Origin of the sequence: Stenotrophomonas nematodicola, from assembly GCF_009467805.1 — a bacterium.
Lineage (GTDB): Bacteria > Pseudomonadota > Gammaproteobacteria > Xanthomonadales > Xanthomonadaceae > Stenotrophomonas > Stenotrophomonas nematodicola.
The window spans coordinates 706,868-732,238 of sequence record NZ_WIAY01000002.1; the positions used below are offsets into that span (position 1 = coordinate 706,868).

Below are 25,371 nucleotides of genomic sequence, written 5' to 3' on the forward strand. Positions count from 1 at the left end.
AAAAAAAACCCCGCCTTGCGGCGGGGTTTTTCCTGTTTCGTGGCGGATACGTGCCGACCGAGGGTCGGCACCTATCGGACCGATGCGGGCCAGCCAGCGGCCGGCCGTTGCATCAGAAGTCCATGCCGCCCATGCCACCCATGCCGCCCATGCCGCCGCCAGCTGCGCCAGCGCCGTCATCCTTCTTCGGGGCTTCGGCAACCATTGCTTCGGTGGTGATCATCAGGCCGGCGATCGAGGCAGCGTTCTGCAGCGCCGAACGGGTCACCTTGGTCGGGTCCAGGATGCCGAATTCCAGCATGTCGCCGAATTCGCCGGTGGCGGCGTTGTAGCCGTAGCTGCCGGTGCCTTCCTTGACCTTGTTGACGATCACGGACGGCTCTTCGCCGGCGTTGGCGACGATTTCACGCAGCGGGGCTTCCATCGCGCGCAGGGCGATCTGGATGCCGTGGTTCTGGTCTTCGTTGGCACCCTTCAGGCCAGCCAGCGCGGTGACCGCACGGACCAGGGCGACGCCGCCGCCCGGGACCACGCCTTCTTCAACGGCTGCACGGGTGGCGTGCAGGGCGTCGTCGACGCGATCCTTCTTTTCCTTCATTTCGATTTCGGTCGAGGCGCCGACCTTGATCACGGCCACGCCGCCGGCCAGCTTGGCCACGCGTTCCTGCAGCTTTTCGCGGTCGTAATCCGACGAGGTGTCTTCGATCTGGGTCTTGATCTGGGTCACGCGCGCTTCGATGTTGGCCTTCTCGCCGGCGCCATCGATGATCGTGGTGTTTTCCTTGGAGACCTGCACCTTCTTGGCGCGGCCCAGGTCCTTGATCGTCGCCTTTTCCAGCGACAGACCAATTTCCTCGGAGATCACGGTACCGCCGGTCAGCACGGCCATGTCTTCCAGCATCGCCTTGCGACGGTCGCCGAAGCCCGGTGCCTTGACGGCCACGACCTTGACGATGCCACGGATGGTGTTGACCACCAGGGTGGCCAGCGCTTCGCCTTCGATGTCTTCGGCGATGATCAGCAGCGGCTTGCCGGCCTTGGCGACGCCTTCCAGCACGGGCAGCAGGTCGCGCACGTTGGAGATCTTCTTGTCGTGCAGCAGCACGTACGGATCGTCCAGGTCAGCGGTCTGCGACTGCTGGTTGTTGATGAAGTACGGCGACAGGTAGCCGCGGTCGAACTGCATGCCTTCGACGACGTCCAGCTCGTTGTCCAGGCCCGAGCCTTCTTCAACGGTGATGACGCCTTCCTTGGTCACGCGGCGCATCGCTTCGGCGATGATGTTGCCGATCGACTCGTCCGAGTTGGCCGAGATCGTACCGACCTGGGCAATGGCCTTGTCGTCGGCGGTCGGCTTGGAGATGTTCTTCAGCTCGGCGACGGCGGCGATCACGGCCTTGTCGATACCGCGCTTGAGGTCCATCGGGTTCATGCCGGCAGCAACAGCCTTGGCGCCTTCGCGGATCAGGGCCTGGGCCAGCACGGTGGCGGTGGTGGTGCCGTCGCCGGCGTCGTCGTTGGTACGCGACGCGACTTCCTTCACCATCTGCGCGCCCATGTTCTCGAACTTGTCAGCCAGTTCGATTTCCTTGGCGACGGAGACGCCGTCCTTGGTGATGGTCGGGGCGCCGAAGCTCTTCTCGAGCACGACGTTGCGGCCCTTCGGGCCCAGGGTGGCCTTGACGGCATTGGCGAGCACGTTGACGCCGCGCACCATGCGCGAACGGGCGTCTTCACCGAAACGGATATCTTTGGCAGCCATTAGCTCTTACCTCGAATGATTGGGTTGGATCAGAAGGAACGGGCGCGACGCACTCAGCCAACGATGGCGAGGATGTCGTCTTCGCGCAGGACCTTGAATTCGACGCCTTCGGACTTGTAGCTGCTGCCGGCGTACTGGCCGTAGATGACCTTGTCGCCGACCTTCAGCGACGGCGCGCGGACGCTGCCGTTGTCCAGCGGCTTGCCCGGGCCCACGGCCACGACTTCACCCTTGGTGGACTTTTCCTTGGCGGAATCGGGAATCACAATGCCGCCGGCGGAGATTTCGTCGGCTTCGATCGGCTTGACCACAACGCGGTCGTGAAGCGGCTTGATGCTCATATGAGACCTCTTAAGTTATTGATTGGTCTGGAAAAGTCTGGCGATGTTAGCACTCGCACAGGGCGACTGCCAGCACCGCTCACGAAAAAACCCGACAGTGCGGGACAGGGCAGAGATGGTGCTGCCCACCGCCCTTTCAAGGGGGGTCGCGCGTAAATTTCGATTCTTGACGCACGTCCCATAAGTGGGGGCCGAATGCGACACATTAGATAAATGTGTCATTTGGATTGGTTAGATTCGGCCAGCAATTCCCAATCACAAGGAGCCGTAGATGAGGTTGCTCACCCCGCTGTCCCTGGGCTGTCTGCTGGCGCTCGCCGCCGGCACCGCCCGGGCCGATGTGTTCATCAATGAACTGCATTACGACGACAGTACCCCCGCCGGCGATGTCGGCGAGGCCATCGAAGTCGTTGCCACCGCCGGGGAGAACCTGGCCGACTACCGGCTGTACCTGTACAACGGCAGCACCCCGTCGGCAGCCACGGTCTACGCCAACAATCCGGTACCGGCAGGCACCGCCGCCGGCTGCGGCAGCGCCACCCTGGCCACGGTCACCTACCCCAGCAACGGCCTGCAGAACGGTGCCAACGACGGGATCGCGCTGGTGGACGCCAGCGGCAAGGTGGTGCAGTTCATCAGCTACGAGGGCACCATCACCGCCTCCGGCGGCCCGGCGGCCGGCCTGACCAGTCAGAACATTCCGGTCAGCGAGACCAACAGCACCGCCCCCGGCACCTCCCTGCAGCTCACCGGCAGCGGCAGCCAGTACGCCCACTTCACCTGGGCCGCCTCGGCGACGCAGACCTTTGGCGCCTGCAACAACGGCCAGACCTTCAGCGGCGGCGGCAGCACCGGGCCGAACACCCCGCCGTCGGTACGCGCCACCACGCCGGAACAGGGCGCCAGCACCTTCCCGGCGGCCGCCGACCTCAGCGTGACGTTCAGCGAGCCGGTCACCCTGGCCAGCGGCGCGTTCGTGCTCAGCTGCGGCCAGTCCGGCACCGTGCCGTTGAGCCACGCCAGCAGCGGCTCGCGCTTCACGCTGTCCACCAACACGGCACTGGTGGCCGGCGAGGCGTGCCGCTTCGACATCCGCGCCACCCGCATCACCGATGCCCAGGGCGCCCGCCCGGCAGCGGACACCCGCATCGCGTTCACCGTTGCCACCACGACCGGCAACCCCGACCCGGGCAATCCGGACCCTGGCACGCCGGGCACGTACTACTCGCGGGTGAACACCTCCACCCCGAGCCAGCTGCGCTGCTCGCTGCATGAAACCATCAAGGGCCATACCGCCTATCCGTACAGCGGTTCAGGCACCAGCACCTGGACCATCCTGGAAATCGCCGACGAAGATCCCAACAACAGCGGCAGGATCCTGGACGCCTACCGCAATCGCAGCTACACCAAGGTCAGCGGCCGCGCGGGCACGGGCAGCGGGCTGACCTACAACCGCGAGCACACCTGGCCCAACTCGCTCGGCTTTGCCAGCACCACCGGTGACAAGGGGCTGCCGTATGCGCCCTACACCGACACCCACATGCTGTACCTGACCGATGCGCAGTGGAACGCCGACCGCGGCAACAAGCCGTTCGGCAAGTGCGACAGCAGCTGCGGCGAGCGCGCGACCGAGTCCAACAACGGCTTTGGCGGCGGCAGCGGCGGCTACCCGGGCAACTCCAACTGGGTGCGCACACCCGACGGCAATGGCGGCACCTTCGAGGTGTGGGGCCACCGCAAGGGCGACATGGCGCGGGCGGTGATGTACATGGCGATCCGCTATGAGGGTGGCAAGGACGCCAAGACCGGCCAGTCCGAGCCGGACCTGGAGCTGACCGACGACCGCAGCAGGATCGTCAAGACCTCCGCTTCGCCGGCGTACATGGGCCTGCTCTCGACCCTGATCGACTGGCACCTGTCCGACCCGCCGGATGCGGCCGAACGCGCCCGCAACGAGGTGATCTACAGCTTCCAGGGCAACCGCAACCCCTTCATCGACCACCCCGAGTGGGCCACCCCGGCCCTGTTCACCTCGGCCAGGCCGGCGACCTGCCAGCTGGCGAATTGACGTATCCGGCATTGCCGGCCAGCGGCCGGCACGACCGGGTTTGAGCGCTGCCGGCCGGTCCCGCCGGGACCGGCCGGTCACGGCCCTATACTTGCGGGTCATGTCGACCGCCGATCCCATCTTTCTGTTGTTCACCACCTGCCCCGACGTGGCCTGCGCCACGCGGCTGGCACACGCGTTGGTGGAGGAACGGCTGGCCGCCTGCGTGACCCGCCTGGAAGGCGCGCACTCGACGTACCGCTGGCAGGGCCGGATCAACGAGGACCCCGAGGTCCAGCTGCTGATCAAAACCACCGGCGCCCGCCTGGACGCGACCATCGCCCGCGTGCAGGCCCTGCACCCGTATGAACTCCCCGAGTGCATTGCGGTCGAAACCCGCGCCGGTCTACCGGCGTACCTGGATTGGATTCGGGCGCAGACCCGTGAGGAAAGTGATTGATGACGCTGCTTTGTCGTGTTGCCGCGCTGTGTGCGCTGCTGGTGCTGTCCCTGCCCGCCTGGGCCGTCAGTGAGAAAGACCTGCTTCCGGTGGATGAGGCGTTCGGGCTGACCGCGCAGGCGCGTGACCGCGACCGCATCGAAGTGCGCTGGTCCATCGCCCCGGGCTACTACCTGTACCGCCACCGCACCACGGTCAAGCCGGAGGCCGGCTTCGTCGCCGATGCACTGCAGATGCCGGCCGGCAAGAAGCACCACGATGACTTCTTCGGTGAAGTGGAAACCTACCGCGAACGTCTGATCGCGGTGCTGCCCGGCAAGGCCGCCGATGGCGCCGATACCGTCACCCTGGAAGTGCGTTATCAGGGCTGCGCCGACGCCGGCGTCTGCTATCCGCCCCAGAAGCGCACGCTGCAGGTGAAGCTGCCGGGCGCCACAGCGACCCGCACCGATGCTCCGGCCGCGCTGCCTGCCGCCGCGCCAGCGGCGTCCTTCAACACCCCACTGTCCGGCGGCCTGCGCCTGCCCGGCATGGCCGCCAGCCAGGCGCTGCCGCTGCCCTCGGAAAAGGCCTTCGGCTTCGATGCGATCGTTGGCGACGGCAACACCGTGCTGCTGCGCTTCAGCCCCGCGCCGGGCTACTACCTGTATCGCGACCGCACCTCGCTGAAGCTCGAAGGCGCCGCCGGCATCCGTGCCGACAAGCCCCGGTGGCCGGCCGCCCGCTCGCACCGTGACGAGCATTTCGGCGACGTGGCGGTGTATTTCGACCAGATCGACGTGCCGCTGCCGCTGCACCGCAGCCGTCCCGACGCGGCCGATGCCACCCTGGTGATCACCTTCCAGGGCTGCCAGACCGACGGTATCTGCTACCCGCCGATGACGCGGCGGGTAAAGCTGTCGCTGCCGGCAGGCAAGGTCAACGGCACCAGCAGCGATGCCAGCGTCAAGCAGGAGGTGATCGCACCGCTGCCCAGCCGTGACAAGCGTGCGCAGGCGCGCGACCGTGCCGACAGCGGCATCGCCACCCAGCCGATGCTGATCCGCCCCAACGAACCGGTGCTGCCGGTGGCCGAGCAGGCCGCCCCCGACGCCAGTGCCGACAACGCGCTGCGCACGCCGCCGCCGGGCAGCAACGACACCACACCGACCAGCCTGGTGGTGGCGCTGCTGCTGTCCCTGCTGGGCGGACTGATCCTCAACCTGATGCCGTGTGTCCTGCCGATCCTGTCGTTGAAGGTGCTGGGCGTGGCGCAGAGCGGGGAAAGCCGCCAGCGCGCGCGCAGCCATGCGCTGTGGTACACCGCCGGCGTACTGGTCGCCTTCGCCGCGATCGGCGGACTGGTGCTGGCCCTGCGCGCGGCAGGCCAGGCCGCAGGCTGGGGCTTCCAGCTGCAGCATCCGTGGTTCATCGCCGCACTGGTCTACCTGATGTTCGCCGTTGGCCTGAGTCTGTCCGGGGTGTTCACCCTGGGCGGCAGCCTGGGCGGGATCGGCCAGTCGCTGGCCTCGCGCAGCGGGCCGGTGGGCGATTTCTTCACCGGCGTGCTGGCCTGCGTGGTCGCCAGCCCGTGCGTGGCCCCGTTCATGGGCCCGGCTCTGGGATTTGCCTTCACCGCGCCGGCACCGCAGGCGATGCTGGTGTTCCTGGCACTGGGCCTGGGTCTGGCGCTGCCGTTCCTGCTGATCGGCTTCGTGCCGTCGCTGGCACGTCGCCTGCCGCGCCCGGGGGCGTGGATGGAAACGCTCAAGCACGTGCTGGCCTTCCCGATGTACGGCACCGCGATCTGGCTGCTGTGGGTACTGGGCCAGCAGCGCGGCGTGGATGCGATGACCCTGGTGCTGGGCGGCCTGGTGGTACTGGCGTTGGCGCTGTGGTGGTTCGAGCGCAGCCGCTGGCGCAGCCAGCGCGTGGCCGGCCTGCTGGCCACGCTGCTGATCGTCGCCGCGCTCTATCCGGTGTGGGGCGTCACCCGCCTGGCGCCGCCGGCCAAGGCCGCGCAGGTGGCCAGCGACAACGTGGTGGCCTACTCCCCGCAGATGCTCGACCGCCTGCGCCAGGACAACCGCGTGGTGTTCGTCAACATCACCGCCGACTGGTGCGTCACCTGCAAGGCCAACGAGCGCACGGTGCTGGCCACCCATGCGTTCGAGGACACCCTGCGCCGCACCAACGCGGTGTACATGCGCGGCGACTACACCAACGTGGACGAGCAGCTCACCGCCTTCCTCAACGAACACAAGGCCGTGGGCGTGCCGTTGTATGTGGTCTACGGCCCCGGCGCTCCGCCGACCGTGCTGCCGACCGTGCTGACCCAGGCCATCGTCGAAGAAGCCCTGCTGCGCACCGCGCGATGAGCATGCGGCTGCCACGCCGGTACCTGGTGGTGGCGGCCGTAGCCGCCGCGGCCGGCATTGCCGCCGGTACCTGGCTGCATGGCACGCCGCCGGACGTTGTTCCGGCCCCATCGCCGCCGGCGCCGGTGGCCGGCCCCGGCGATCGCCTGCCGGCGATCACCCTGCCGGATCTGGACGGACGCCCGGTGGACCTGTCGCAGTTTGCCGGGCGACCGCTGCTGATCAACGTATGGGCCAGCTGGTGCGGCCCCTGTGTGGAGGAAATGCCGGCGCTGGCGGCCTTTGCCGCCAGCCAACCCGCCGACGGCGTGCAGGTGCTGGGGCTGGCGCTGGATACCGTCGAGGGTGTGCGCGGGTTCCTGGCGCAGGTGCCGGTGGACTACCCGATCGTGCTAGATACCCCCGGCCCGGCCGACGCCAGCGTGCAGCTCGGCAATGCCAAGGGGCTGCTGCCCTACACGGTGCTGGTGGATGCACGCGGACGCATCGTCAAACAGAAGCTCGGACCCTTCGCCCCCGGCGAGATCGAGGGATGGGCCCAGCCTTGACCGGGCTGGCTGTTCATGGCCCTCCAGTCCGGTTGCATGGCCGCGGCGGCGGGCGGTGTGCCCGGATCACTCGAACCAGCGGCGCAGGTAGCGCGCGGTCGCACCGTGGCGGGCGCGACTGACCTGCGCGGGCGTGCCCTCGGCCACGATCGTGCCGCCCGCCTCGCCCGCCCCCGGGCCGATGTCGATCACCCAGTCGGCACCAGCGACCACGCGCAGGTCGTGTTCAACCACCACCACGGTGTTGCCTGCATCCACCAACCCGTGCAGTTGCGCCATCAGCTTGTCCACATCGGCCGGATGCAGGCCGGTGGTCGGCTCATCGAGCACGTACAGCGTGCTGCCGCGCTGGCTGCGCTGCAGCTCGGTGGCCAGCTTGATGCGCTGCGCCTCGCCCCCGGACAGCTCGGTGGCGGGCTGGCCCAGGCGCAGGTAGCCCAACCCGATATCGCGCAGCAGCTGCAGCGGGCGCTGCACGGCTGGCTCATCGGCAAAGAACGCGAGCGCTTCCGCCACGGTCATCGCCAGTACCTGCGCGATGTTGCGGCCGTTCCACTGCACCTCCAGCGTGCGGGCGTTGTAACGCTGCCCGTGGCAGGTCGGGCACGGCGCATACACGCTGGGCATGAACAGCAGTTCCACATGCACGAACCCCTCGCCCTCGCAGGTGTCGCAGCGGCCCTGGGCGACGTTGAACGAGAAGCGCCCGGCACCGTAGCGGCGCGCCTTGGCCATGCGCGTCCCCGCGAACAGGCGGCGCACGTGGTCGAACAGGCCGGTGTAGGTGGCCAGGTTGGAGCGGGGCGTGCGCCCGATCGGCTTCTGGTCCACGTTGACCAGCCGGGTGACCGCATCGGTGTCACCCTGCAGCCGCCCGCGCGTGCGCACGAGCGCGCTCGGCTGGGGCAGATCGCCGTCGCTCTCCTCCACCGCCGGCTCATGGCCGAGGTGCTCGCCAACCAGCTCCACCAGCGCCTGGCTGACCAGGCTGGACTTGCCGGAACCGGACACGCCGGTCACTGCGGTGAACGCACCCAGCGGGAAACGCGCGTCCAGCCCATGCAGATTGTTGCGATGCAGCCCGCGCAGCGCCAGCCAGCCCGATGGTGGTCGCGGCGTGCGGCGTGGCGCCGCGCGATCCTCGAACAGGTACGCCGCCGTCACCGACGCGGCGACCGTGCGCAGCCCGTCCGGCGGCCCGCTGTACAGCACCTGCCCGCCCTGCTCGCCCGCGCCGGGGCCGACATCGACCAGCCAGTCGGCACGGCGCAGCATCTCCAGGTCGTGTTCCACCACGAACAACGTGTTGCCGGCGGCCTTGAGCTGGTCCAGCGCACGATGCAGCGCTTCCCCGTCCGCAGGGTGCAGGCCGGCGGTGGGCTCGTCGAGCACGTAGACCACGCCGAACAGGCTGGAGCGGATCTGCGTGGCCAGGCGCAGCCGCTGCAGCTCGCCCGGCGACAGCGTGGGCGTGGCGCGATCCATCGACAGATAGCCCAGGCCGAGATCCTCCAGGGTACCGATGCGATCGACCAGATCACGCGCGATGCGCTGGGCGGCGATGCGCTTTTCTTCCGACAGGTCAGGGGTGCGCCGCACATCGCTGCCGCCGGCATGTGCGTTGCCACCGGCAGCCACCCGCCGTGCCGTGGCCTTGCGGCCTGCCGCGCGGCTGCGCGTGGCGCTCGCCACCGGCACGTCGAAACGCCCCTCGGCGGCCGGACGCAGCACCTGCGCCATCGCCGCGAGCGACAGCTGCGACAGCGCGCCGATGTCCAGACCGGCGAAAGTGACCGACAGCGCCTCGCGTTTGAGGCGCTTGCCTTCGCACACCGGACAGGTCGCGCCGATCATGTAACGTGCCACGCGCTTCTTCATCATCGCGCTCTGCGTGGTGGCGAAGGTATGCAGCACGTAGCGGCGGGCACCGGTGAAAGTGCCCATGTAACTGGGCTCTTCCTTCCGGCGCAGCGCAGCGCGGGTTTCGGCCGGCGTGAAGCCCGCGTAGACCGGCGCCACCGGTTGCTCCTCAGTGAACAGAATCCAGTCGCGCTGCTTCTTCGGCAGCTCACGCCAGGGGATGTCCACGTCGTAGCCGAGCGTGACCAGGATGTCGCGCTGGTTCTGTCCGTGCCACGCAGGCGGCCACGCAGCTATCGCGCGCTCACGGATGCTCAGCGACGGATCGGGCACCATCGACTGCTCGGTCACTTCGTACACATACCCCAGCCCGTGGCAGTTCGGGCAGGCGCCCTGCGGTGTATTGGGCGAAAAGTCCTCGGCATACAGCATCGGCTGCGCGGCCGGATAGGTGCCGGCGCGCGAGTACAGCATGCGCAGCAGGCTGGACAGCGTGGTGACGCTGCCCACGCTGGACCGCACGCTGGCAGTGCCGCGCTGCTGCTGCAGCGCCACCGCCGGCGGCAGGCCGTCGATCGCATCCACGTCCGGTACGCCGACCTGGTCGATCAGTCGCCGTGCGTAAGGTGACAACGACTCCAGGTAGCGCCGCTGCGCCTCGGCGTACAGCGTGCCGAAGGCCAGCGAGGACTTGCCCGAGCCGGAGATGCCCGAGAACACCACCAGCGCGTCGCGCGGCATGTCCACGTCGACATTCCTGAGATTGTGCTCGCGCGCGCCGCGTACACGGACGAATGCGCCGGGCTGCGCCGGTGCTGCCGGCTTCTTTCGTGTGCTCATGCCAGCAGGATAGAGACCACCCCCGCACGCGGCCAGTGAAGGCGCGTGCGGGAACGATCGGCCCGTGTCAGGCGTGCGCCAGACGGGCGCTGCGCGGGGCCTGCGGCGGCTCCACCTCGAAGGCGGCCACCGCCTGGGAGAGATGCCTGGCCTGGCGCTGCAGCGCCTGCGCCGACGCCGAGGCTTCTTCCACCAGTGTGGCGTTCTGCTGGGTGCTGCCGTCCATCTGCAGCAGCGTCCTGCCCACCAGCGCGATGCCCACGCTCTGCTGCTGCGACGCGGCCGAGATGCCCGCCATGATCGCGGTCACCTGCTGCACGCTGCCGACGATCTGCTGCATGGTCGCGCCGGCCTGATCCACCTGGCGCGTGCCCGCGGCGACGGTGTCCACCGAGGCCTCGATCAGACCCTTGATCTGGCGCGCGGCATCGGCACTGCGCTGGGCCAGCAGCCGCACCTCGCTGGCGACCACGGCGAAGCTGCGTCCCTGCTCGCCGGCACGCGCGGCCTCCACGGCGGCATTCAGCGCCAGGATGCTGGTCTGGAAGGCGATGCCGTCGATCACGCTGGTGATGTCGGCGATGCGATGCGATGCCTGGGCGATGTCGCGCATGCTCGCCACCACCTGCCCCACCGAATCGCCACCGCGGACGGCGATGTCGGCTGCCTCGATCGCCAGGCGGTTGGCCTCCTGGGCGGACTCGGCGTTCTGGTGCACCGTGGCGGTGAGTTCCTCCATCGACGATGCGGTCTCCTCCAGGTGCGCGGCCTGGCGCTCGGTACGATCGGCCAGGTCATGGTTGCCGCTGACGATCTCGCCGGCGGCGCCGTTGATCGCCACCGACGCCTGCTGGATCCGCGCGACGATGTCGGTGAGCTGCTGCACGGTGGCATTGGCGTCGTCGCGCATCTGCGCGAATACGCCCTGGAAGTCACCGCGCATGCGCACCCGCAGGTCGCCCTGGGCCAGCGCCGACAGCAGCGCCTGCAGACCGGAGAGATTGCCCTGGAAGGTATCCAGCAGGCGGTTGATGCTCACCGCCAGGGTCAGGACGAAGCCCTCTTTGCCGGCCACGTCGATGCGACCATTCAGGTCGCCCTGCGCGGCGGCATCGACCAGCGCGGCGACTTCGGTTTCCACCGTGGTCTCCAGCGCGCGGCTGCGCCACTCCACCGCCGCGCCCAGCAGTTGGCCGTGATCGGTGATCGGGTTGACCACCAGCTGGTATCGGGTACCGGCGTGCACGATCTCGTGGCAGGCGCTGTCGGGGCCGTGCAACGTCTGCACGACGGTGGCGAACACCGGGTGCAGCTCCTGCGCGGAACGTCCGCGCCAGGCCAGCTCGTCGGTGCCGAGTTCGGCCTGCAGCGCGCGGTTGAGCAGGCTCACCCCGCCATGCGGGTCCAGCACCATCAGGCCGGTCTGTGCGCTGTCCAGCGCCTGCCGCGCACGCGCATTGTCGCGCGCGGCTGCGCGTTCGGCCTCGATCCGTTCACGCAACCGCTGCTGCATGTGCACCAGGCGCTGCGCGAGCTGGCCGATCTCGTCGTACGGGTTGTGCACGGCCAGCACCGTGTCCAGGCGATCCTCGGCGATGTCCTCGGCAAAGCGCAGCGTATCGGCAATGGGCCGGCGCACGGCGCGCAGCACCAGCAGCAGCGTGGCGATCAGCACCAGTGCCACGAGCGCCAGCGTCAGCGCAAACCCCACCGTCATCGCGCGGTCCTGCGCCTGCTGACGCTGGCGGGCGGCATCCAGCGCCGCCCCCTGTGCCTGCTCCAGCTGCTGCAGCGCCGGCGCGATCTGCTCAGCGGTGTCGGCCAGCGACTGCGCTTCCACGTCCAGCCCGACCCGTGCGGCGGTGTAGGCCAGCAGCGCGCCCTGATAGGCGTCCATGCGTGCGCGCAGCGCATCCTGCGTGGCGCCGGGCAGGCCCGCGCCCGGCAGCGCCAGCTCGAACGGCAGGCGCGCTTCGCTGGCGCGGTCGGTATGGGTGGCATCGCCGCTGAGCAGCAGCAGCGCTTCTTCGCGGCGCATGCCCTGCCACTGCGCCTGCAGCAGCGGCGCCGCGGTGGTGTCCAGCACGGTGGCCACGGCCGCGGCCGCCGCTTCCAGCTGCGCGCGCAGGCCCGCGTCGCCGCGGCCCATTTCATCGGCACGGGCATTGAGTGCGGCAATGCCCTCGGCAAACTCGCCGGCGCGTGCGGCCAACGCATGCAGCGCCTCGGCCGTGCCCGGGTCGTGCGGGTCGCGCTGCAGTTGCGCCAGCGTTGCCTGCAGACGGTGCTGTGCCTGCTGCAGCGCGCTGCGGTCGGTGTCGTCGAACGTGAACGCGTAACGGGTCTGCAGCCGCCGTGCGTCGGCCACCTGCGCAGCCAGCGCGGCGGCCAGCGCGGCATCCTGCTGGTGCGCGGCGAACGTCGCCGCCGCCCGTTCGCTGCTGTAGCGGGTGCCGGCGTAGACCAGGGCCACCACCAGCAGGCCGATGCCGCAGACCACCAGGCTGGCCTTCAGTTTGCGTGCGACACTGAGCCGCTGCAGCAGCCCGCGGGCGTGGCCGATGGGAAAGAGGGGCGATGCGCGTCCGCCGGAACGGGCGAACGAGGGAAACAGGCGGCGGGGGATGGCCGACATCACGTACTCCAAGCGGAATGACGCATCGGTATCGGCCGCACGCCGGTAGACTGTAGGCTTTTTTTCATCCCGATCGGCCAGCGCTCGCCGCTGCGCCCGTTGTACCCGGCGCAGGCGACGCCAAGATGACGGCCGCACGCCGCCCACCACCGCGCGACGCAGCGTTCCAGGCGCGCCCGTACCGCCGGCTTGACCTCAACCACGGTTGAGCCGCGACAGTGGCGTCACCTTCCCCGGTGGTGGGCTGCCCATGACCCCGCACGACCTTCACGCGTACCTGCAACGACTCGGCGAACCCACGCCACCACCTCCCACGCTGGCGACACTGGCCCGGCTGCAGCAGCGGCACAACGCCATGTTCCCGTTCGAGACGCTCACCTGCCTGCTGCGCGATGCCGTCGCCATCGACCTCCCCAGCGTGGCGCACAAGCTGCTGCACGAAGGGCGCGGCGGGTACTGCTATGAGCTCAATGGCCTGTTCCTGGCGCTGCTGCAGCACCTCGGCTTCCAGGCCCGCGCGCTGGCCGCGCGGGTGGTGATGGACGCCAGCGACGATTCACCCACCGCGCGTACCCACATGCTGGTGCTGGTGGTCATTGACGGGGTGGCCTACAGCGTGGATGTCGGTTTCGGTGGCAATACGCCGACCGGGCCGCTGCGGCTGGACCAGCGCTTCCCGCAGGCAACGCCCCACGAGCGCTACCGGATGGACCGGTACGAGGATGCGTATCTACTGCGGGTGGACGTGGGGGGCGAGTGGCGGCCGCTGTACCGCTTCGACCTGCAGGTGCAGGAAGCCGTGGATCACATCGTCGGCAACTGGTATGTCTGCACGCATCCGGCGTCGTCCTTCCCCGGCCAGCTGCGTGCGGCACTGAGCGGCCCCGGCTGGCGGCGCACCCTCGGCGCCGGCCGTTATGCAGTGCATCGCCACGGGCAGCCGAGTGAGCGGCGCGCGCTGGTCGATGTGGAGGATGTGCTGCAGGTGCTGCGCGAGGACTTCGGCATCACCCCACCCACGCACCCACGCCTGCGCGACGCAATCGCCGCGTGGCTGCGCGGCGCGGCCTGACGATGCGGCACCGTCGACGTCAACGTTGTACCGGCAGGGCCAGCACGGCGGCGGTGGACAGGACGCTGCCGAACGCGTCGGCGATTCCGGTCAGCGCGGCGCGGTGCAGCGCGTCGGCGCCCACCACCCCGTTGCCGTCGTACGCCTGCACGCTGCGGGTGGCGACTGCATCGGACGGCACGATCACCTCATAGCCCAGCGGCACCGCATCGCGGGCAGTGGTGGCCACGCAGACATGCGTCATCAGCCCTGCGATGATCAGCGTGCGGATGCCACGGGCCTTCAACTGCGCGTCCAGGTCGGTGCTGGCGAACGAACTCACCGTGGTCTTCCTGACGAGCGCGTGGTGGGCCGCCGGCTGCATGCCGGGAACCAGCTGCACGCCCACGCTGCCCTCGGCAAACACGGGTGCAGCAGCCGGGTTGACGTGCTGTACGTGGAACACGGCGATGCCGTTGGCGTCGGCCATGCGTACCAGCCGCTGGCTGTTGGCCAGCGCGGCGTCGCCGTCGGGGATCGGCAGCCGGCCGGTGTAATACTCATTCTGGAAATCGATCACCAGCAGCGCGGTGCTGTCGGCGTGCAGCTGCTGCGGTGCAGTGGCGCCGCCGAGGGTGCGCAGCGTGGGTGCATCGGCGGCCGTCGCAGCGCCGCTGGCAGCGGCCAGGGTGATACCGGCGACGAGGGGAAGAATGAGAGCTTTCATGTGGGGAACTCCGGGGCAGTGACGGGGGGTGGGCGGCGGTGCGCCGACGGCCACCATTGTTCCGCCCCCCCTGTTCGCGCCAACAGTGGCCCGGATGCCATTCACTGCTAGGATCGGGCCATGTTGACCGACCCCGCTCCGCACCACGTCGCCGTGGTGGCCTACCAGCAGATCAGCCCTTTCCATCTCGCCGTGCCGTGCATGGTGTTCGGTGAGGACCTGCTCCGCCTCGGCGCGCCCCGCTACCGGTTGAGCGTGTGCGCCGCCGAGCCCGGGCCACTGCGGACCCCGGCCGGCTTCAGCATCGACGTTGCGCAGGGGCTGGAGGCGCTGGCCGACGCCGATACCATCGTGGTGCCGGCCTGGCGCGACCCGGCCGAGCCGGCACCGCCCGCGCTGCTGGACGCCCTGCGCGCGGCCCACGCGCGCGGCGCGCGCCTGGTCGGGCTGTGCCTGGGCGCGGTGGTGCTCGCCCAGGCCGGACTGCTCGACGGGCGCCGCGCCTCGACCCACTGGGTGTTCATGGACGATGTGGCCGCACTGCACCCGCAGGTGCAGCTGCAGCGCGATGTGCTCTACGTGCAGGACGGCACCCTGCTGACCTCGGCCGGTACCGCGGCGGCCATCGACTGCTGCCTGCATCTGTTGCGCCAGGACCACGGCGCAGAGATCGCCAGCCGCGTCGCAAGACGCATGGTGGTCGCCCCGCACCGCCAGGGCGGCCAGGCGCAGTACATCGAACAGCCGCTGCCGGCCACGTTCGGCGACGACCGTCTGGCCGGGGTGCTGGAATGGGCGCTGTTCCACCTCGCCGAGCCGATCGGGATCGATGCCCTGGCCGCGCGCGCCAGCATGAGCCGGCGCACCTTCACCCGGCACTTCCGCAGTCTGACCGGCACCACCTTCAACCAGTGGCTGCTCGACCAGCGCCTGGCGCGCGCACAGCGCCTGCTGGAAACCAGTGACACCGCGCTGGAGCGCATCGCCGGCCAGGCCGGCTTCGGCTCGACGGCGTCCCTGCGCAGCCACTTCAGTACCGCCTACGGCGTGTCGCCTGGCGCCTACCGGCGCACCTTCCTGGGCGCCAGTTCCTGATTGCTACGCGCTAGCGTTTGAGGTCGCGCTCCGGTGCCATCACGTGAACGACCTTGCCCGCCGCATCCAGAAACTCGATCGCACCGTAGCCTTCCGGGGTCACGGTCATCCGCACCCGCGGCTGATTGCCGGCATCGGCCAGCGCCACCATCGGCGTGCCGTCGGCGGCAACACTGAGCTTCACCCGCGTGGGCGCTTCCACACCGGGGACCAGGCGATTGCCGAGCCCGGCCTCGCGGATCAACGGTGGCGCCTGGTTGATCACGAACATCACCGAGCCGTCCGGCGACACCCGCCAGCCCGCCGCATCCATCGCCGGATGATCCAGCGCGAGCACCGCCGCGGTGCCGGCGGGCGTGTCGGCCACGCCGAATCCCCCGCGCTCGCTGCCCGTGTCGTCGTACAGGATCATCCCTGCCACATCGAAGGCCCGCTTGTACTGGATGCCATCGATGATCGGCGGCGGGGTGTTCGCCGACAGCGTCATGCGGATGGTGCCGTCCTCACCCACGATGTCGATGCGCCTGGCCGTGATCCGCTCGTGATCGACCGCCTCCACCCGCGTCTGTGGCGCGCGGTCGGCGATGATGCGCTGCAGGGTCTCCAGCGACGGCCGTTTCGGCGGGGAACCGGCCTCGGCGGCGGCCAGCGGGGCGACCGGTACCAGCGCGAGCGACAGAACGGCACGATGCAACGACGTCATCCGGGTCATCGACAACATCCATCAGAGGGGTGAACCCGCATGCTGTGCGCTGGGGGGCGCAACCTCAAGTGTCGGCGCAGCAAGAACGGCGAAACGCCGGGGATGCCCGTGCGCTACCCTCCGCACCGGACCATCACAAGGAGCCGTGCAGGCATGGGGGCGACCGCCAGGGCGCTGTGGTACATCGAAAGCCATTACGCCACCCCGCTGGCGCTGGCCGACATCGCGCACGCGGTGGGACTCTCGCCGTTCCACCTGTCGCGGCTGTTCCAGGCCGGCACCGGCACATCCATCGTGCGCTACCTGCGCGGACGTCGGCTGAGCGAGGCGGCGCGACAGCTCGCCCAAGGCGCCGGCGACATCCTCGCCGTCGCGCTGGCGGCCGGCTACGCCTCGCACGGCAGCTTCACCCGCGCCTTTGCCGAGCAGTTCGGGCAGACCCCGGAGCGGGTCCGTGCGTGTGGGCTGGACGGCATCGCGCTGGTGGACGCCATCAAGCTCGACGACACCGCTCTGCCCTGCGCGGTGCCGCCCCGGGTGATGCGGGCCGGTCCCCTGCGGGTCGCAGGCATCAACGCGCGCTACAGCACAGCGACCGTGGCCGGCATTCCGGCGCAGTGGCAGCGCCTGGCGCTGGCGCACCCTGTGCCGTCGGCGGTGAGCTTCGGCATCTGCCACAACGGCGACGCAGACGGCCACTTCGACTATCTGGCGGGCATCCCGTGCCAGCCCGGCCACCCGACGCCGCAGGGCTGGCACACGCTGGACATCGCCCCGCGCGATTATCTGGTCGCCTGGCACGCCGGGCACATCTCGACCATCCGCGCCACGTGGCGCTGGCTGCTGGACGTGCACCTGCCGGCCTCCGGCCTGCAGCTGGCCGACGCGCCCGACCTGGAACGCTACGATGCCCGCTTCAACGACCACACCGGCCACGGCGGCGTGGAAATCTGGCTGCCCCTGGACACGCTGAAGGAACGCCCCCCATGCGCATGATGCCCCTGCTCCTGTCACTGGCCCTGTGGTCGACGCCCGCGCTTGCCGAGGGTCCCGTCACGGCAGTCGGCGAGCGCCACGGCCAGGCCTTGCGCCCCGGCGCCGGCGTGCGCGACGCCGAGCAGCGCGAGCACGTGCGCTACACCGTGTGGTACCCGGCACAGGCCGGCAGCCACGAACGCGCCCTTCAGATCGGCCCTCCGCAGGCACCGCTGTTCGAGGTGGGCCGCGCCGCCGACGATGCCGTGCCGGCGGCGGGGACGTGGCCGGTGCTGCTGCTGTCGCACGGCAACGGTGGCAGCGCGCGGATGATGGGCTGGTTCGGCACCGCGATGGCACGTGCCGGCTTCCTGGTGATCGCCGTGGACCATCCCGGCAACAATGGCGTGGACGCCATGACCGTGGCCGGCAGCACGCTGACCTGGGAGCGCGCGGGCGACCTCAAGGCCGCGCTGGCCGCCGTGCACGCCGATCCGGCGCTGTCGGCACACCTGGACATGGCGCGCCTGGGCGTGGCCGGCTACTCCGCGGGCGGGTTCACCGCGCTGCTTGCCGCCGGCGCGCGCATGGATCTGCAACGCCTGCTCGACTTCTGCCGTGCCCAGCCGCAGGACGGCGTCTGCCAGCCGCAGGCCGAGTTCCCCACGCTCACTCTGCAGGCGCGCCTGGACGCCGCCGCCACCCCGGCCCTGCAGCCATACGTGCGCCAGGCCGGCGACGATCACGCCATCCCCGGCGTGCGCGCGGTGTTCCTGATGGCCCCCGCCATCGTGCAGGCATTTGCACCGGCCGAGCTGGAGCAGGTAGTGCAGCCGGTGGGCATCGTGGCCGGCGAGCGCGATACCGTTGCCGCGCCGCCCACCAATGCCGATGTCGCCGCCGCGTCGATCCCGCACGCGACGCGGCTGACGCTGCCCGGCGTGGGCCATTACGACTTCCTGTCCGACTGCACCCCGCTGGGCCGGCAGCGCCTCGGGCCGCTGTGCGAAGTGGCCGTGCCCAGGACGCAGACCCATGCGACCACCATCGACGCGGCCACGCGCTTCTTCCGCGACACACTGTGACCGGAGCTTTGCCGCGCCTCACCTGACCCTGCGATGCACCGCGCGCGCGGTCAGATCACCCGCAGCGTGATCGCCTTGAGCACGGCGCGGGTGCGGTCGCGCGTGCCCAGCTTGTCCAGAATGGTGGAGACGTAATTTTTCACCGTGCCCTCGGCCAGGAACAGGCTGCGCGCGATTTCCTTGTTCGAGTAGCCACCGGCCAGCAGGCGCAGAATCGCCACTTCCTTCTCGCCGAAGGTGTCGCTGGGCGGCGCCTCATCGTGGAAGCGGTAGCGTGCGCGCACAGGATCGGTGCTGACCGGCAGCAGCAGGGTGTCGCCCCGCGCTACCCGCGTGATCGCCTCGTACAGATCGTCGGGCGCGGCATCCTTGAGCATGAATCCCTGCGCGCCGGCCTCGCTGGCGCGCAGCAGCAGGTCGCTCTCATCGAAGGTGGTCAGCAGCAGCCACGGCGTACGGTCGCCACGTGCGCGCAGGTGCTGCAGCGCCTGGATGCCGTCCATGCCGGGCATGCGGATATCGCTGAGCACCACGTCCACCGGCTGGGTCTGCAGTCCGTCCAGCAACGCCTGGCCGTCCGCGGCTTCGAGCACCACCTGCACCCCCAGGCCCTGCAGCAGCGCACGCAGCCCGGCGCGGACCAGCGCCTGGTCGTCAGCCAGGGCCACACGCACCGCGATCGCGGCGCTCATGCCGGCAACCGCGCGGTGAGGTGCATGCCGCCGGCATCTGTCCGGGCCAGCTCCAGCTGCCCCTGCAGGTCCGCCAGACGCTCACGCATGCCGGTGATGCCATTGCCCTCGCGGATGCGCTCGGGGCGCTGGCCGTCGTCGCGGATGTCGATACGCACGCAGTGGTCTTCCTTGTTGATGTCCAGCCAGACGGTCGAGGCATCGCCGTGACGGGCCGCATTGGTGAGCGCTTCCTGGGCCAACCGCACCACGGCGTCGGCCACCAGCGGGTTGGTGATGCGCACCTGCTCGGCGATGCGCAGGCGCAGGCCTGGGCGCGGGAACGGTGCCGCCAGCGCCTGCAACGCCGTGGCCAGATCCAGGCCACGATCATCGCGCATGGACTGCACCACCTGACGGATGTCGCCGAGCAGCTCGCCGGACAGGCGTTCGGCCAGCAGCAGCGGTTCGCGATGGGCCAGCATCGGCTCGGTGGCCAGCGCGCGCAGGTTCAGCCGCATCGCCGTGAGCTTGTGTCCGGCGACATCGTGCAGCTCGCGGGCCAGCCGCAGCCGCTCGGCATCGCGGGCGCCATCGGCCAGCAGCGCACGCGTGGCGAGCAGGTCTGCGTTGACCCGGGCCAGCGCATCACGCGCCTGCCCGGCGCTGCGCGCGTAGTGCGCGGTCAGTGCGGCGAACGCCTGGAAACCAGCGTAGATCGTCACAATCAGCAGCGGGTGGCTGAAACCACTGTGGCGCAGCACCGCATACAGGCTGATGTTGAGCAGCAGCGTGGCGGCGAGCACCGGGCGCGGCGGCCAATGCTCGGCCAGGTGCGCCACCAGGACCACCAGCAGCACCGGCACGGTCCCCACGCGCGGCTCCAACCAGGCCAGCCAGAGTGCCAGCAGCGCCTGCAGCACATCGCTGGCCAGGCGCAGCGGCGAGCGCGCCGGCAGGTGGTCGTAGGCCAGGAACAGCGCGATGAACGCACCCAGCACACCCCAGCGCAGCGCGCCGTTGGCGTCGGACGGGAGGCCCAGCGACAGCCCCACCCCCAGGAGGGTGAGCAGGCCGGCCAGAGACAGCGGGCTGACGAGGGTGCGCAGGAAAGCAGGCATGCCGCATGCTGCCGCCCAGCGCCCCGAACGGCAATGGGCCGCGCGCAGAAAGTGACTTCCGGCACTGCGGATCGATGACCACTGGGCATGGGGCGGCCGCCGTCCGCCCGGCAGACTGGCTCCACACCCACCGGAGCTGCCGCCATGATCCGCACCGCCCTGTTCTGCCTTCCGTTCGCCGCCCTGCTGCTGGCTACCTCCGCCTCGGCCGGCGACCTGCAGATCGACCTGCAGGGTATCCGTACCCACACCGGCACCGTCCGCCTGGCGCTGGTGGACAGCGCCGCCGGGTGGGGCGGCAAGGCCGCCCCGGTACAGGGGCAGACTCTGGTGCCCATCGCCGATGCTGCGCACGTGGTGTTCAGGAACCTGCCCGCAGGCGACTACGCGGTGCTGGTCACCCACGACGAGAACGACAACGGCAAGCTCGACACCAACGTGGTCGGCATTCCGGTGGAAGGCTATGGCTTCAGCAACAATCCCCAGGTGCAGCGCAAGCCCACCTTCGATGAGGCCCGCGTGCATGTGCCAGCCAACGGTGCATCCATCACCATCGCGCTGCGCTGATCCTTGACCCCGCCCTCGCCCGCCTACTGAACCTGAGGCCCCCGCATGGACCGCCGCCGCTTCCTCCGCTCGCTGCTCTCGGCCACCACCACTGCCGTGATCGGCGCCAGTGCACTGCGCAGCCTGCCCGCCTTCGCCGGCGATGCCGCGCAGTTCGCCGCCGCCCGCGACCAGCACCCGTGGCTGACCGGCTGGCGCAGTGTCACTACCGAAACGCTGGGTCCGGCCACGGTGCCGTTGCAGGGCCGCCTGCCGCAGGGGCTGGCCGGCACGCTGTACCGCAACGGCCCGGCCTGGACCGAGCGCGACGGCTTCCGCTACGACCACTGGTTCGACGGCGATGGCATGGTTCACGGCTGGCAGTTCAACGGCGACGGCACACTGACCCACCGTGCGCGCATGGTGGCCACACCCAAGTTCACCCGCGAGCAGAAGGCCGGGCGCTTCCTGTATCCGGCCGCCGGCACCGTGGTGCCGGACGTGCAGCCGGTACGCAACAACGACGATGCCAACGCCGCCAACACCTCGGTGATCCGCATCAACGGCCGTCTGTTCGCGCTGTGCGAAGCCGGCTCGGCGTTCGAGCTGGACCCGGATGATCTCACCACACTCGGCCCGACCACCTGGCGCGCCGATCTGGCCACCGTGCCGTTCTCGGCACATCCGCTGGTGGACCGCGACGGCACCGTGTGGAATTTCGGCTCGCTGTCGCTGCTGGGCGGCACCGGCCTGCTGATCTGGATGATCGGCGCGGACGGCCAGCTGCGCTCGGCCAGTGTGGTCGACACGCCGTTCATGGGCTACCTGCACGCCTTCGCCATGACCGACACGCATCTGGTGTTCATGCTGATGCCGTTCGACTACAAGGAAGACGGCGGCGCATTCTTCGAGCGCCTCCGCTTCGCCCCGGACCGCGCGTGCCGCATCGCGGTAGTGCCCAAGGCCGCACCGGACACCGCGCAGTGGTTCGAGGCAGCGTTCACGGCCGCCTATCACTTCGGCGATGCCTTCCAGCGCAACGGCCGCATCGTGATGCGTACCGTGCGCCACGACAACATCGACGAAGCGCGTTCGCCCATGCGTGAAGCAATGGCCGGCGATGCCGCGCACGCCGTCAACTCCAACGCGTCGCTGCGCGAGCTGCACCTGGACCTGCGCACCGGCAAAGCGCATTGGGAAGACACCGGCATCCAGGGCATCGAGTTCCCGCTGTTCGACACCCGCAGTGCCGGCAACCGCGGCGCACGGCTGTACGCCCCGGCCATGCAGGGCGAGACGACTGCGCCGTACTTCAATGCGGTGGCCGGCTACGACGTGGCGCGGGGGCGCCGCGAGATACACCGCTATGGCCGCGATATCCTCGCCGAAGAACACGTGTTCGTGCCGCGCCCGGGCAGCCGCAACGCCGACGACGGCTGGCTGGTCGGCACGCTGCTCGACGCGGCCAACCAGCGCAGCGGCATCGCCGTGCTGGACGCCCAACGCATCGACGAGGGCCCGGTGGCGCAGGCGTGGCTGCCGTACGCAGTGCCGCTTGGCTTCCACGGCACGTTCGCCGCGCGGGGGTGAGCGCGTCGCTCAGCCGCCCGACGCCACCACCCACCGTGTGCCCTGGCGATCAAAGCGGATCACGCGCATGCCACCGCTGCGGTCGCAGTAGCGATCCAGCACCATCGCCAGCGCCGGGCCGTCTGGCGCCTGGACGACGCCGCGGCTGATGCGGATCAGGTGCCCCATGCGCGCAGAGAGCAGCGCGCACGCGTCGGCGAATGCACTGCCGGCCGTCGCGTCCAGGCGGGTGACGCCCGGGACATGCGGATCGCGGTTGTACGTGCGCTGTCGCGTCTGGCGATCGAGTGCCTGCTGCAGCGCCAGTGGCAGGCGAGGGTCGGCAGCATCCACCAGTGCGCCCTCCCGCTCCACGGCCAGATACTCCTGCGCATCGCACGGCCCGCCAGCGTCGATGGCGCAGAATGCGGCTGACAGAGTGTCGAAGTAGATCACCTCATCGACCGGGCGGCCGGCAATCGCCTGCGGCGTGCGACGCAGGACGTGCGCCAGATAAGTGCGGACCAGGTCGGCCTGCATCGCATCGTCAACCCCCCGCACCGACTGCCCCGCATCGTGATCGGGGATGCGCCCGGCAAGCAGCGGCCATGCCATTGCCACCGCACACGCCAGTGCCAGCGCGCAGACAGCCACGAGTACCCGTGCTGGCGCCACGCCTGCCAACCGCGCGCTATCGGCCGAGGGCTTCGGACGCGGGATCATAGCCACCGCCGCACCCGCCGGCAGTAGGACGCATAGTCCGGGAAGCGCTGCGCCAGCGCACGCTCCTCCGGCTGGATCTGGAAACGGGTCACGAACAGCACAAAGGCCGGCAGGGCGATCATGGCGAGCGCATTGCCGAGATGGAGCGTCCACCCGGCCAGGATCAATGCATGCCCCAGATACATCGGGTTGCGTGTGTAGCGGTAGATGCCCGAGGTCACCAGCTGCGTGGATGCGGCAGGACGCAGCGGGTTGACCGTGGTGCCAGCGCGCCGGAACGCGCGCTTGGGCAGCAGGTTCAGGACAAGGCCGAGCATGGCAACCCCGACGGCAAGCGCGGTCTGCAGCGGAACATCGACGGCGAATGCCGGCGCGCAGCGCGCCACACCCAACGCGGCCAGCCCGAGCAGCAGCATCACGATGGGCGGCGGGATACGGGTCTCAAGCCAGTGCATACCGCGCCCTATCGTCCGCACATCGGCTGTCCCTGTCCATTCGGTTGGCGCCCATCATGCGCATCGCACGGTGCCGGCGCCACTGTCCGGCCGCCGTCACGGCCGAACGGCACCACGGCACCGAACCCATCGGGTCCGGTGCCGTGGCAAGCCTCACGGTGTTGCGCCCGGCTTACCGGCGGCGCGGATCGACCATGTCGGCCGCGCTCCGGGCGAACGTCAGTGGCGTGGCGTCCACCACCGCATCGCCCACGGGGCGGCCCGCCAGGAAGTCGACGATGCTGCGGGCGATGGCCGGGTTGCCCACCCACATCTCATTGTCGTGCGCGGCGTTGCGCACCAGCAGCGAGCGGTGGTTGGACAGCCCGGGGCGCAGGGCCTCGGCATTGGCCGGCGGGGTGCGCCCGTCCAGCGTGCCGCTGATCAGCAGGACCGGCACGTCACTGCGCACCGGTGCGCGAAACCCCTCGCCCAGATCGACCAGGCCCAGCCCATCGCCCAGCGACGGGAACGGAACGTTCATGGCATCGCCGAACAGACTCTGGCGCGCCTGTGCCTCGGCCAGTGCGCGGCGCTGCGGACTCTGCCCGGACGCCACGTCCATCGCCAGCGACATCGCGTTGGACGCGCCGTACTGGCTGCGCAGCAGCAGCACCAGGTCGGCCAGCGGATCGTAGTTGCCCTGCTCGGCCTCGCGCAGCACCATCGGCAACCATTGCTGGGTCATGCGCTGGCCCAGCGACAGAGCGATGGCCAGCTGGCCATCGAACGCGCCGATCATGACGGTGCGTCCGCCCTGCATGCGGCTGGTCCCCTGGCGCGGCTGTTCGCGCAGCGCCGCCAGCACGCGCACCGCCGATCCCTGCAGATCCTCGACGCCGGCCGGCCTGGCCACCGTTGCCAGCTCACCGAGCAGTGCGTCGGCCGCCAGCGGCAGCTTCAACGTATCGTCCGGCCCTTCGACGCCCATCAGCACCACGCGCTCCAGTCCGTCGCCGTGCAGGCGCATCGTGGCCAACGCCAGATGGGTGCCATAGCTCATCCCCCACAGGCTGATCCGGGGTACGCCGAGTGCCTGGCGAAGCGCGTCCAGGTCGCCCGCGCTCTCCACGGTGGTGTACGCGGCCAGATCCACGCCGGCCTCGCGCCAGTACGCAACACAACGGGCGGTGGTGGCATGCAGCGTGGCCAGCATGGCCTCGCGCTGCAACGGCCTGGCATCGTCGAAGCGGTCCTGGTACGGGCACTCCGGCGGCGGCTCTGACGCCCCCGCGCCGCGCTGGTCGAGCAGCAGTACGTCGGCTTCGCGCCGCATCTGGTCGAACACCGGCCAGCGCGGCCCACGCGCGGTGCCGATCCCCGAGCCGCCGGGACCGCCGGCCAGGTACACCACCGGTGCGGCGCTGCCGTCGCCGCCGGTCGCGCGCAGCCGCACCACGCGCAGCCGCATGCGCGGTCCCTGCGGCTGATCGTGATGACGCGGCACCTCCAGGTAGGTGGCTTCGGCGGCGATGGTGCCATGCCCCTGGGTGACCAGTTCGTAGGGCTCGAACACCAGCGACGTCGGCGCATCTGCGGCCATTGCGGGCAGTGCGGCAGCGAGGGCCAGGCACAGCGCCGCCAGGCGGGCGGCCGGTGCCGCGGTGGCCGCGAACGGGGCACGGCGACGCAGGCAGGACAGGAACATCGGAACAGTACGCATGGCGGACTCCGGGATGGGTGGATGGGTTCGACGCCAGCATCGCGTCCCGGGTGCCGGTCCGGGCGGCACCGTCGGTCGAACGTCTCCAAACGGGGGCC

The 25,371-nt window shown here is 69.9% G+C and carries 21 protein-coding genes; 10 read left to right on the top strand and 11 right to left on the bottom strand.

From position 1 onward, the window contains the following. Positions 1-112: 112 nt before the first annotated feature. A complete protein-coding gene (gene groL, locus GDJ08_RS10705; protein WP_017356759.1) occupies positions 113-1,762 on the bottom strand; it encodes a chaperonin GroEL in 1,650 nt (549 codons plus the stop codon). A 53-nt stretch (positions 1,763-1,815) separates the two neighbouring features. Continuing rightward, positions 1,816-2,103: a co-chaperone GroES gene (locus GDJ08_RS10710; RefSeq protein WP_017356760.1), complete on the bottom strand. Its 288-nt coding sequence runs from the start codon at positions 2,101-2,103 to the stop codon at positions 1,816-1,818. A 271-nt stretch (positions 2,104-2,374) separates the two neighbouring features. On the opposite strand from GDJ08_RS10710, the gene GDJ08_RS10715 reads away from it, so the two are divergent. The 4 genes from GDJ08_RS10715 to GDJ08_RS10730 all read left to right on the top strand — a co-directional run bounded on the left by GDJ08_RS10715 (position 2,375) and on the right by GDJ08_RS10730 (position 7,515). Next, a complete protein-coding gene (locus GDJ08_RS10715; protein ID WP_017356761.1) occupies positions 2,375-4,171 on the top strand; it encodes an endonuclease in 1,797 nt (598 codons plus the stop codon). 100 nt (positions 4,172-4,271) lie between these two features. Continuing rightward, positions 4,272-4,610, top strand: a complete 339-nt coding sequence (gene cutA / locus GDJ08_RS10720) for a divalent-cation tolerance protein CutA (RefSeq protein WP_153164842.1) — start codon at positions 4,272-4,274, stop codon at positions 4,608-4,610. Beyond that, complete coding sequence (locus tag GDJ08_RS10725; protein WP_206147328.1) at positions 4,610-6,967, top strand: protein-disulfide reductase DsbD family protein; 2,358 nt, start codon at positions 4,610-4,612, stop codon at positions 6,965-6,967. The genes cutA and GDJ08_RS10725 overlap by 1 nt, the downstream gene beginning before the upstream one ends. Before the next feature lie 2 nt (positions 6,968-6,969). Next, positions 6,970-7,515 carry a TlpA disulfide reductase family protein gene (locus GDJ08_RS10730; protein ID WP_136004681.1) on the top strand — a complete coding sequence of 182 codons (546 nt, stop codon included), beginning with the start codon at positions 6,970-6,972 and terminating at the stop codon, positions 7,513-7,515. Between the two features lie 66 nt (positions 7,516-7,581). On the opposite strand, the gene GDJ08_RS10735 is transcribed toward GDJ08_RS10730, so the two are convergent. Continuing rightward, complete coding sequence (locus GDJ08_RS10735) at positions 7,582-10,215, bottom strand: excinuclease ABC subunit UvrA (RefSeq protein WP_136004516.1); 2,634 nt, start codon at positions 10,213-10,215, stop codon at positions 7,582-7,584. 67 nt (positions 10,216-10,282) lie between these two features. After that, on the bottom strand, positions 10,283-12,850 hold the full coding sequence (locus GDJ08_RS10740) for a methyl-accepting chemotaxis protein (protein ID WP_136004518.1): 2,568 nt from the start codon (positions 12,848-12,850) through the stop codon (positions 10,283-10,285). 250 nt (positions 12,851-13,100) lie between these two features. Here GDJ08_RS10740 and GDJ08_RS10745 point away from each other — a divergent pair, with 250 nt between their 5' ends. Further along, complete coding sequence (locus tag GDJ08_RS10745) at positions 13,101-13,922, top strand: arylamine N-acetyltransferase family protein (protein ID WP_153164844.1); 822 nt, start codon at positions 13,101-13,103, stop codon at positions 13,920-13,922. Positions 13,923-13,941: 19 nt separating this feature from the next. On the opposite strand, the gene GDJ08_RS10750 is transcribed toward GDJ08_RS10745, so the two are convergent. Beyond that, positions 13,942-14,628, bottom strand: coding sequence for a cysteine hydrolase family protein (locus tag GDJ08_RS10750; RefSeq protein WP_153164845.1), 687 nt, complete (start codon positions 14,626-14,628; stop codon positions 13,942-13,944). 120 nt (positions 14,629-14,748) lie between these two features. Between GDJ08_RS10750 and GDJ08_RS10755 the strand changes: the two genes are divergently transcribed. Next, complete coding sequence (locus GDJ08_RS10755) at positions 14,749-15,723, top strand: helix-turn-helix domain-containing protein (protein WP_153164846.1); 975 nt, start codon at positions 14,749-14,751, stop codon at positions 15,721-15,723. A gap of 10 nt (positions 15,724-15,733) precedes the next feature. Here GDJ08_RS10755 and GDJ08_RS10760 read toward each other — a convergent pair whose 3' ends face one another. Beyond that, complete coding sequence (locus tag GDJ08_RS10760; protein WP_229296493.1) at positions 15,734-16,435, bottom strand: hypothetical protein; 702 nt, start codon at positions 16,433-16,435, stop codon at positions 15,734-15,736. Positions 16,436-16,579: 144 nt separating this feature from the next. On the opposite strand from GDJ08_RS10760, the gene GDJ08_RS10765 reads away from it, so the two are divergent. Next, positions 16,580-17,422 (top strand): AraC family transcriptional regulator, encoded by an 843-nt coding sequence (locus tag GDJ08_RS10765; protein ID WP_153164847.1) that lies wholly within the window; start codon positions 16,580-16,582, stop codon positions 17,420-17,422. Next, positions 17,413-18,486: an alpha/beta hydrolase family protein gene (locus tag GDJ08_RS10770; protein WP_153164848.1), complete on the top strand. Its 1,074-nt coding sequence runs from the start codon at positions 17,413-17,415 to the stop codon at positions 18,484-18,486. The genes GDJ08_RS10765 and GDJ08_RS10770 overlap by 10 nt, the downstream gene beginning before the upstream one ends. A 50-nt stretch (positions 18,487-18,536) precedes the next feature. Here the strand turns inward: GDJ08_RS10770 and GDJ08_RS10775 are convergent, their stop codons facing one another. Together GDJ08_RS10775 and GDJ08_RS10780 are read right to left on the bottom strand one after the other, a co-directional pair. Continuing rightward, the gene (locus tag GDJ08_RS10775; protein ID WP_153164849.1) at positions 18,537-19,178 is read right to left on the bottom strand and encodes a response regulator transcription factor; all 642 of its coding nucleotides are present in this window, start codon (positions 19,176-19,178) and stop codon (positions 18,537-18,539) included. Next, a complete protein-coding gene (locus GDJ08_RS10780; RefSeq protein WP_017357177.1) occupies positions 19,175-20,278 on the bottom strand; it encodes a sensor histidine kinase in 1,104 nt (367 codons plus the stop codon). Before GDJ08_RS10780 ends, GDJ08_RS10775 begins: the two co-directional genes overlap by 4 nt. Before the next feature lie 144 nt (positions 20,279-20,422). Between GDJ08_RS10780 and GDJ08_RS10785 the strand changes: the two genes are divergently transcribed. Continuing rightward, positions 20,423-20,845 carry a DUF2141 domain-containing protein gene (locus GDJ08_RS10785; RefSeq protein ID WP_153164850.1) on the top strand — a complete coding sequence of 141 codons (423 nt, stop codon included), beginning with the start codon at positions 20,423-20,425 and terminating at the stop codon, positions 20,843-20,845. A 45-nt stretch (positions 20,846-20,890) separates the two neighbouring features. Then, positions 20,891-22,414 carry a carotenoid oxygenase family protein gene (locus GDJ08_RS10790; RefSeq protein ID WP_153164851.1) on the top strand — a complete coding sequence of 508 codons (1,524 nt, stop codon included), beginning with the start codon at positions 20,891-20,893 and terminating at the stop codon, positions 22,412-22,414. 9 nt (positions 22,415-22,423) lie between these two features. On the opposite strand, the gene GDJ08_RS10795 is transcribed toward GDJ08_RS10790, so the two are convergent. The 3 genes from GDJ08_RS10795 to GDJ08_RS10805 all read right to left on the bottom strand — a co-directional run bounded on the left by GDJ08_RS10795 (position 22,424) and on the right by GDJ08_RS10805 (position 25,273). Next, a complete protein-coding gene (locus tag GDJ08_RS10795; protein WP_153164852.1) occupies positions 22,424-23,116 on the bottom strand; it encodes a hypothetical protein in 693 nt (230 codons plus the stop codon). Beyond that, on the bottom strand, positions 23,113-23,571 hold the full coding sequence (locus GDJ08_RS10800) for a methyltransferase family protein (protein ID WP_153164853.1): 459 nt from the start codon (positions 23,569-23,571) through the stop codon (positions 23,113-23,115). Before GDJ08_RS10800 ends, GDJ08_RS10795 begins: the two co-directional genes overlap by 4 nt. A gap of 172 nt (positions 23,572-23,743) precedes the next feature. Further along, positions 23,744-25,273: an alpha/beta hydrolase gene (locus GDJ08_RS10805; RefSeq protein WP_229296494.1), complete on the bottom strand. Its 1,530-nt coding sequence runs from the start codon at positions 25,271-25,273 to the stop codon at positions 23,744-23,746. Positions 25,274-25,371 lie beyond the last annotated feature (98 nt).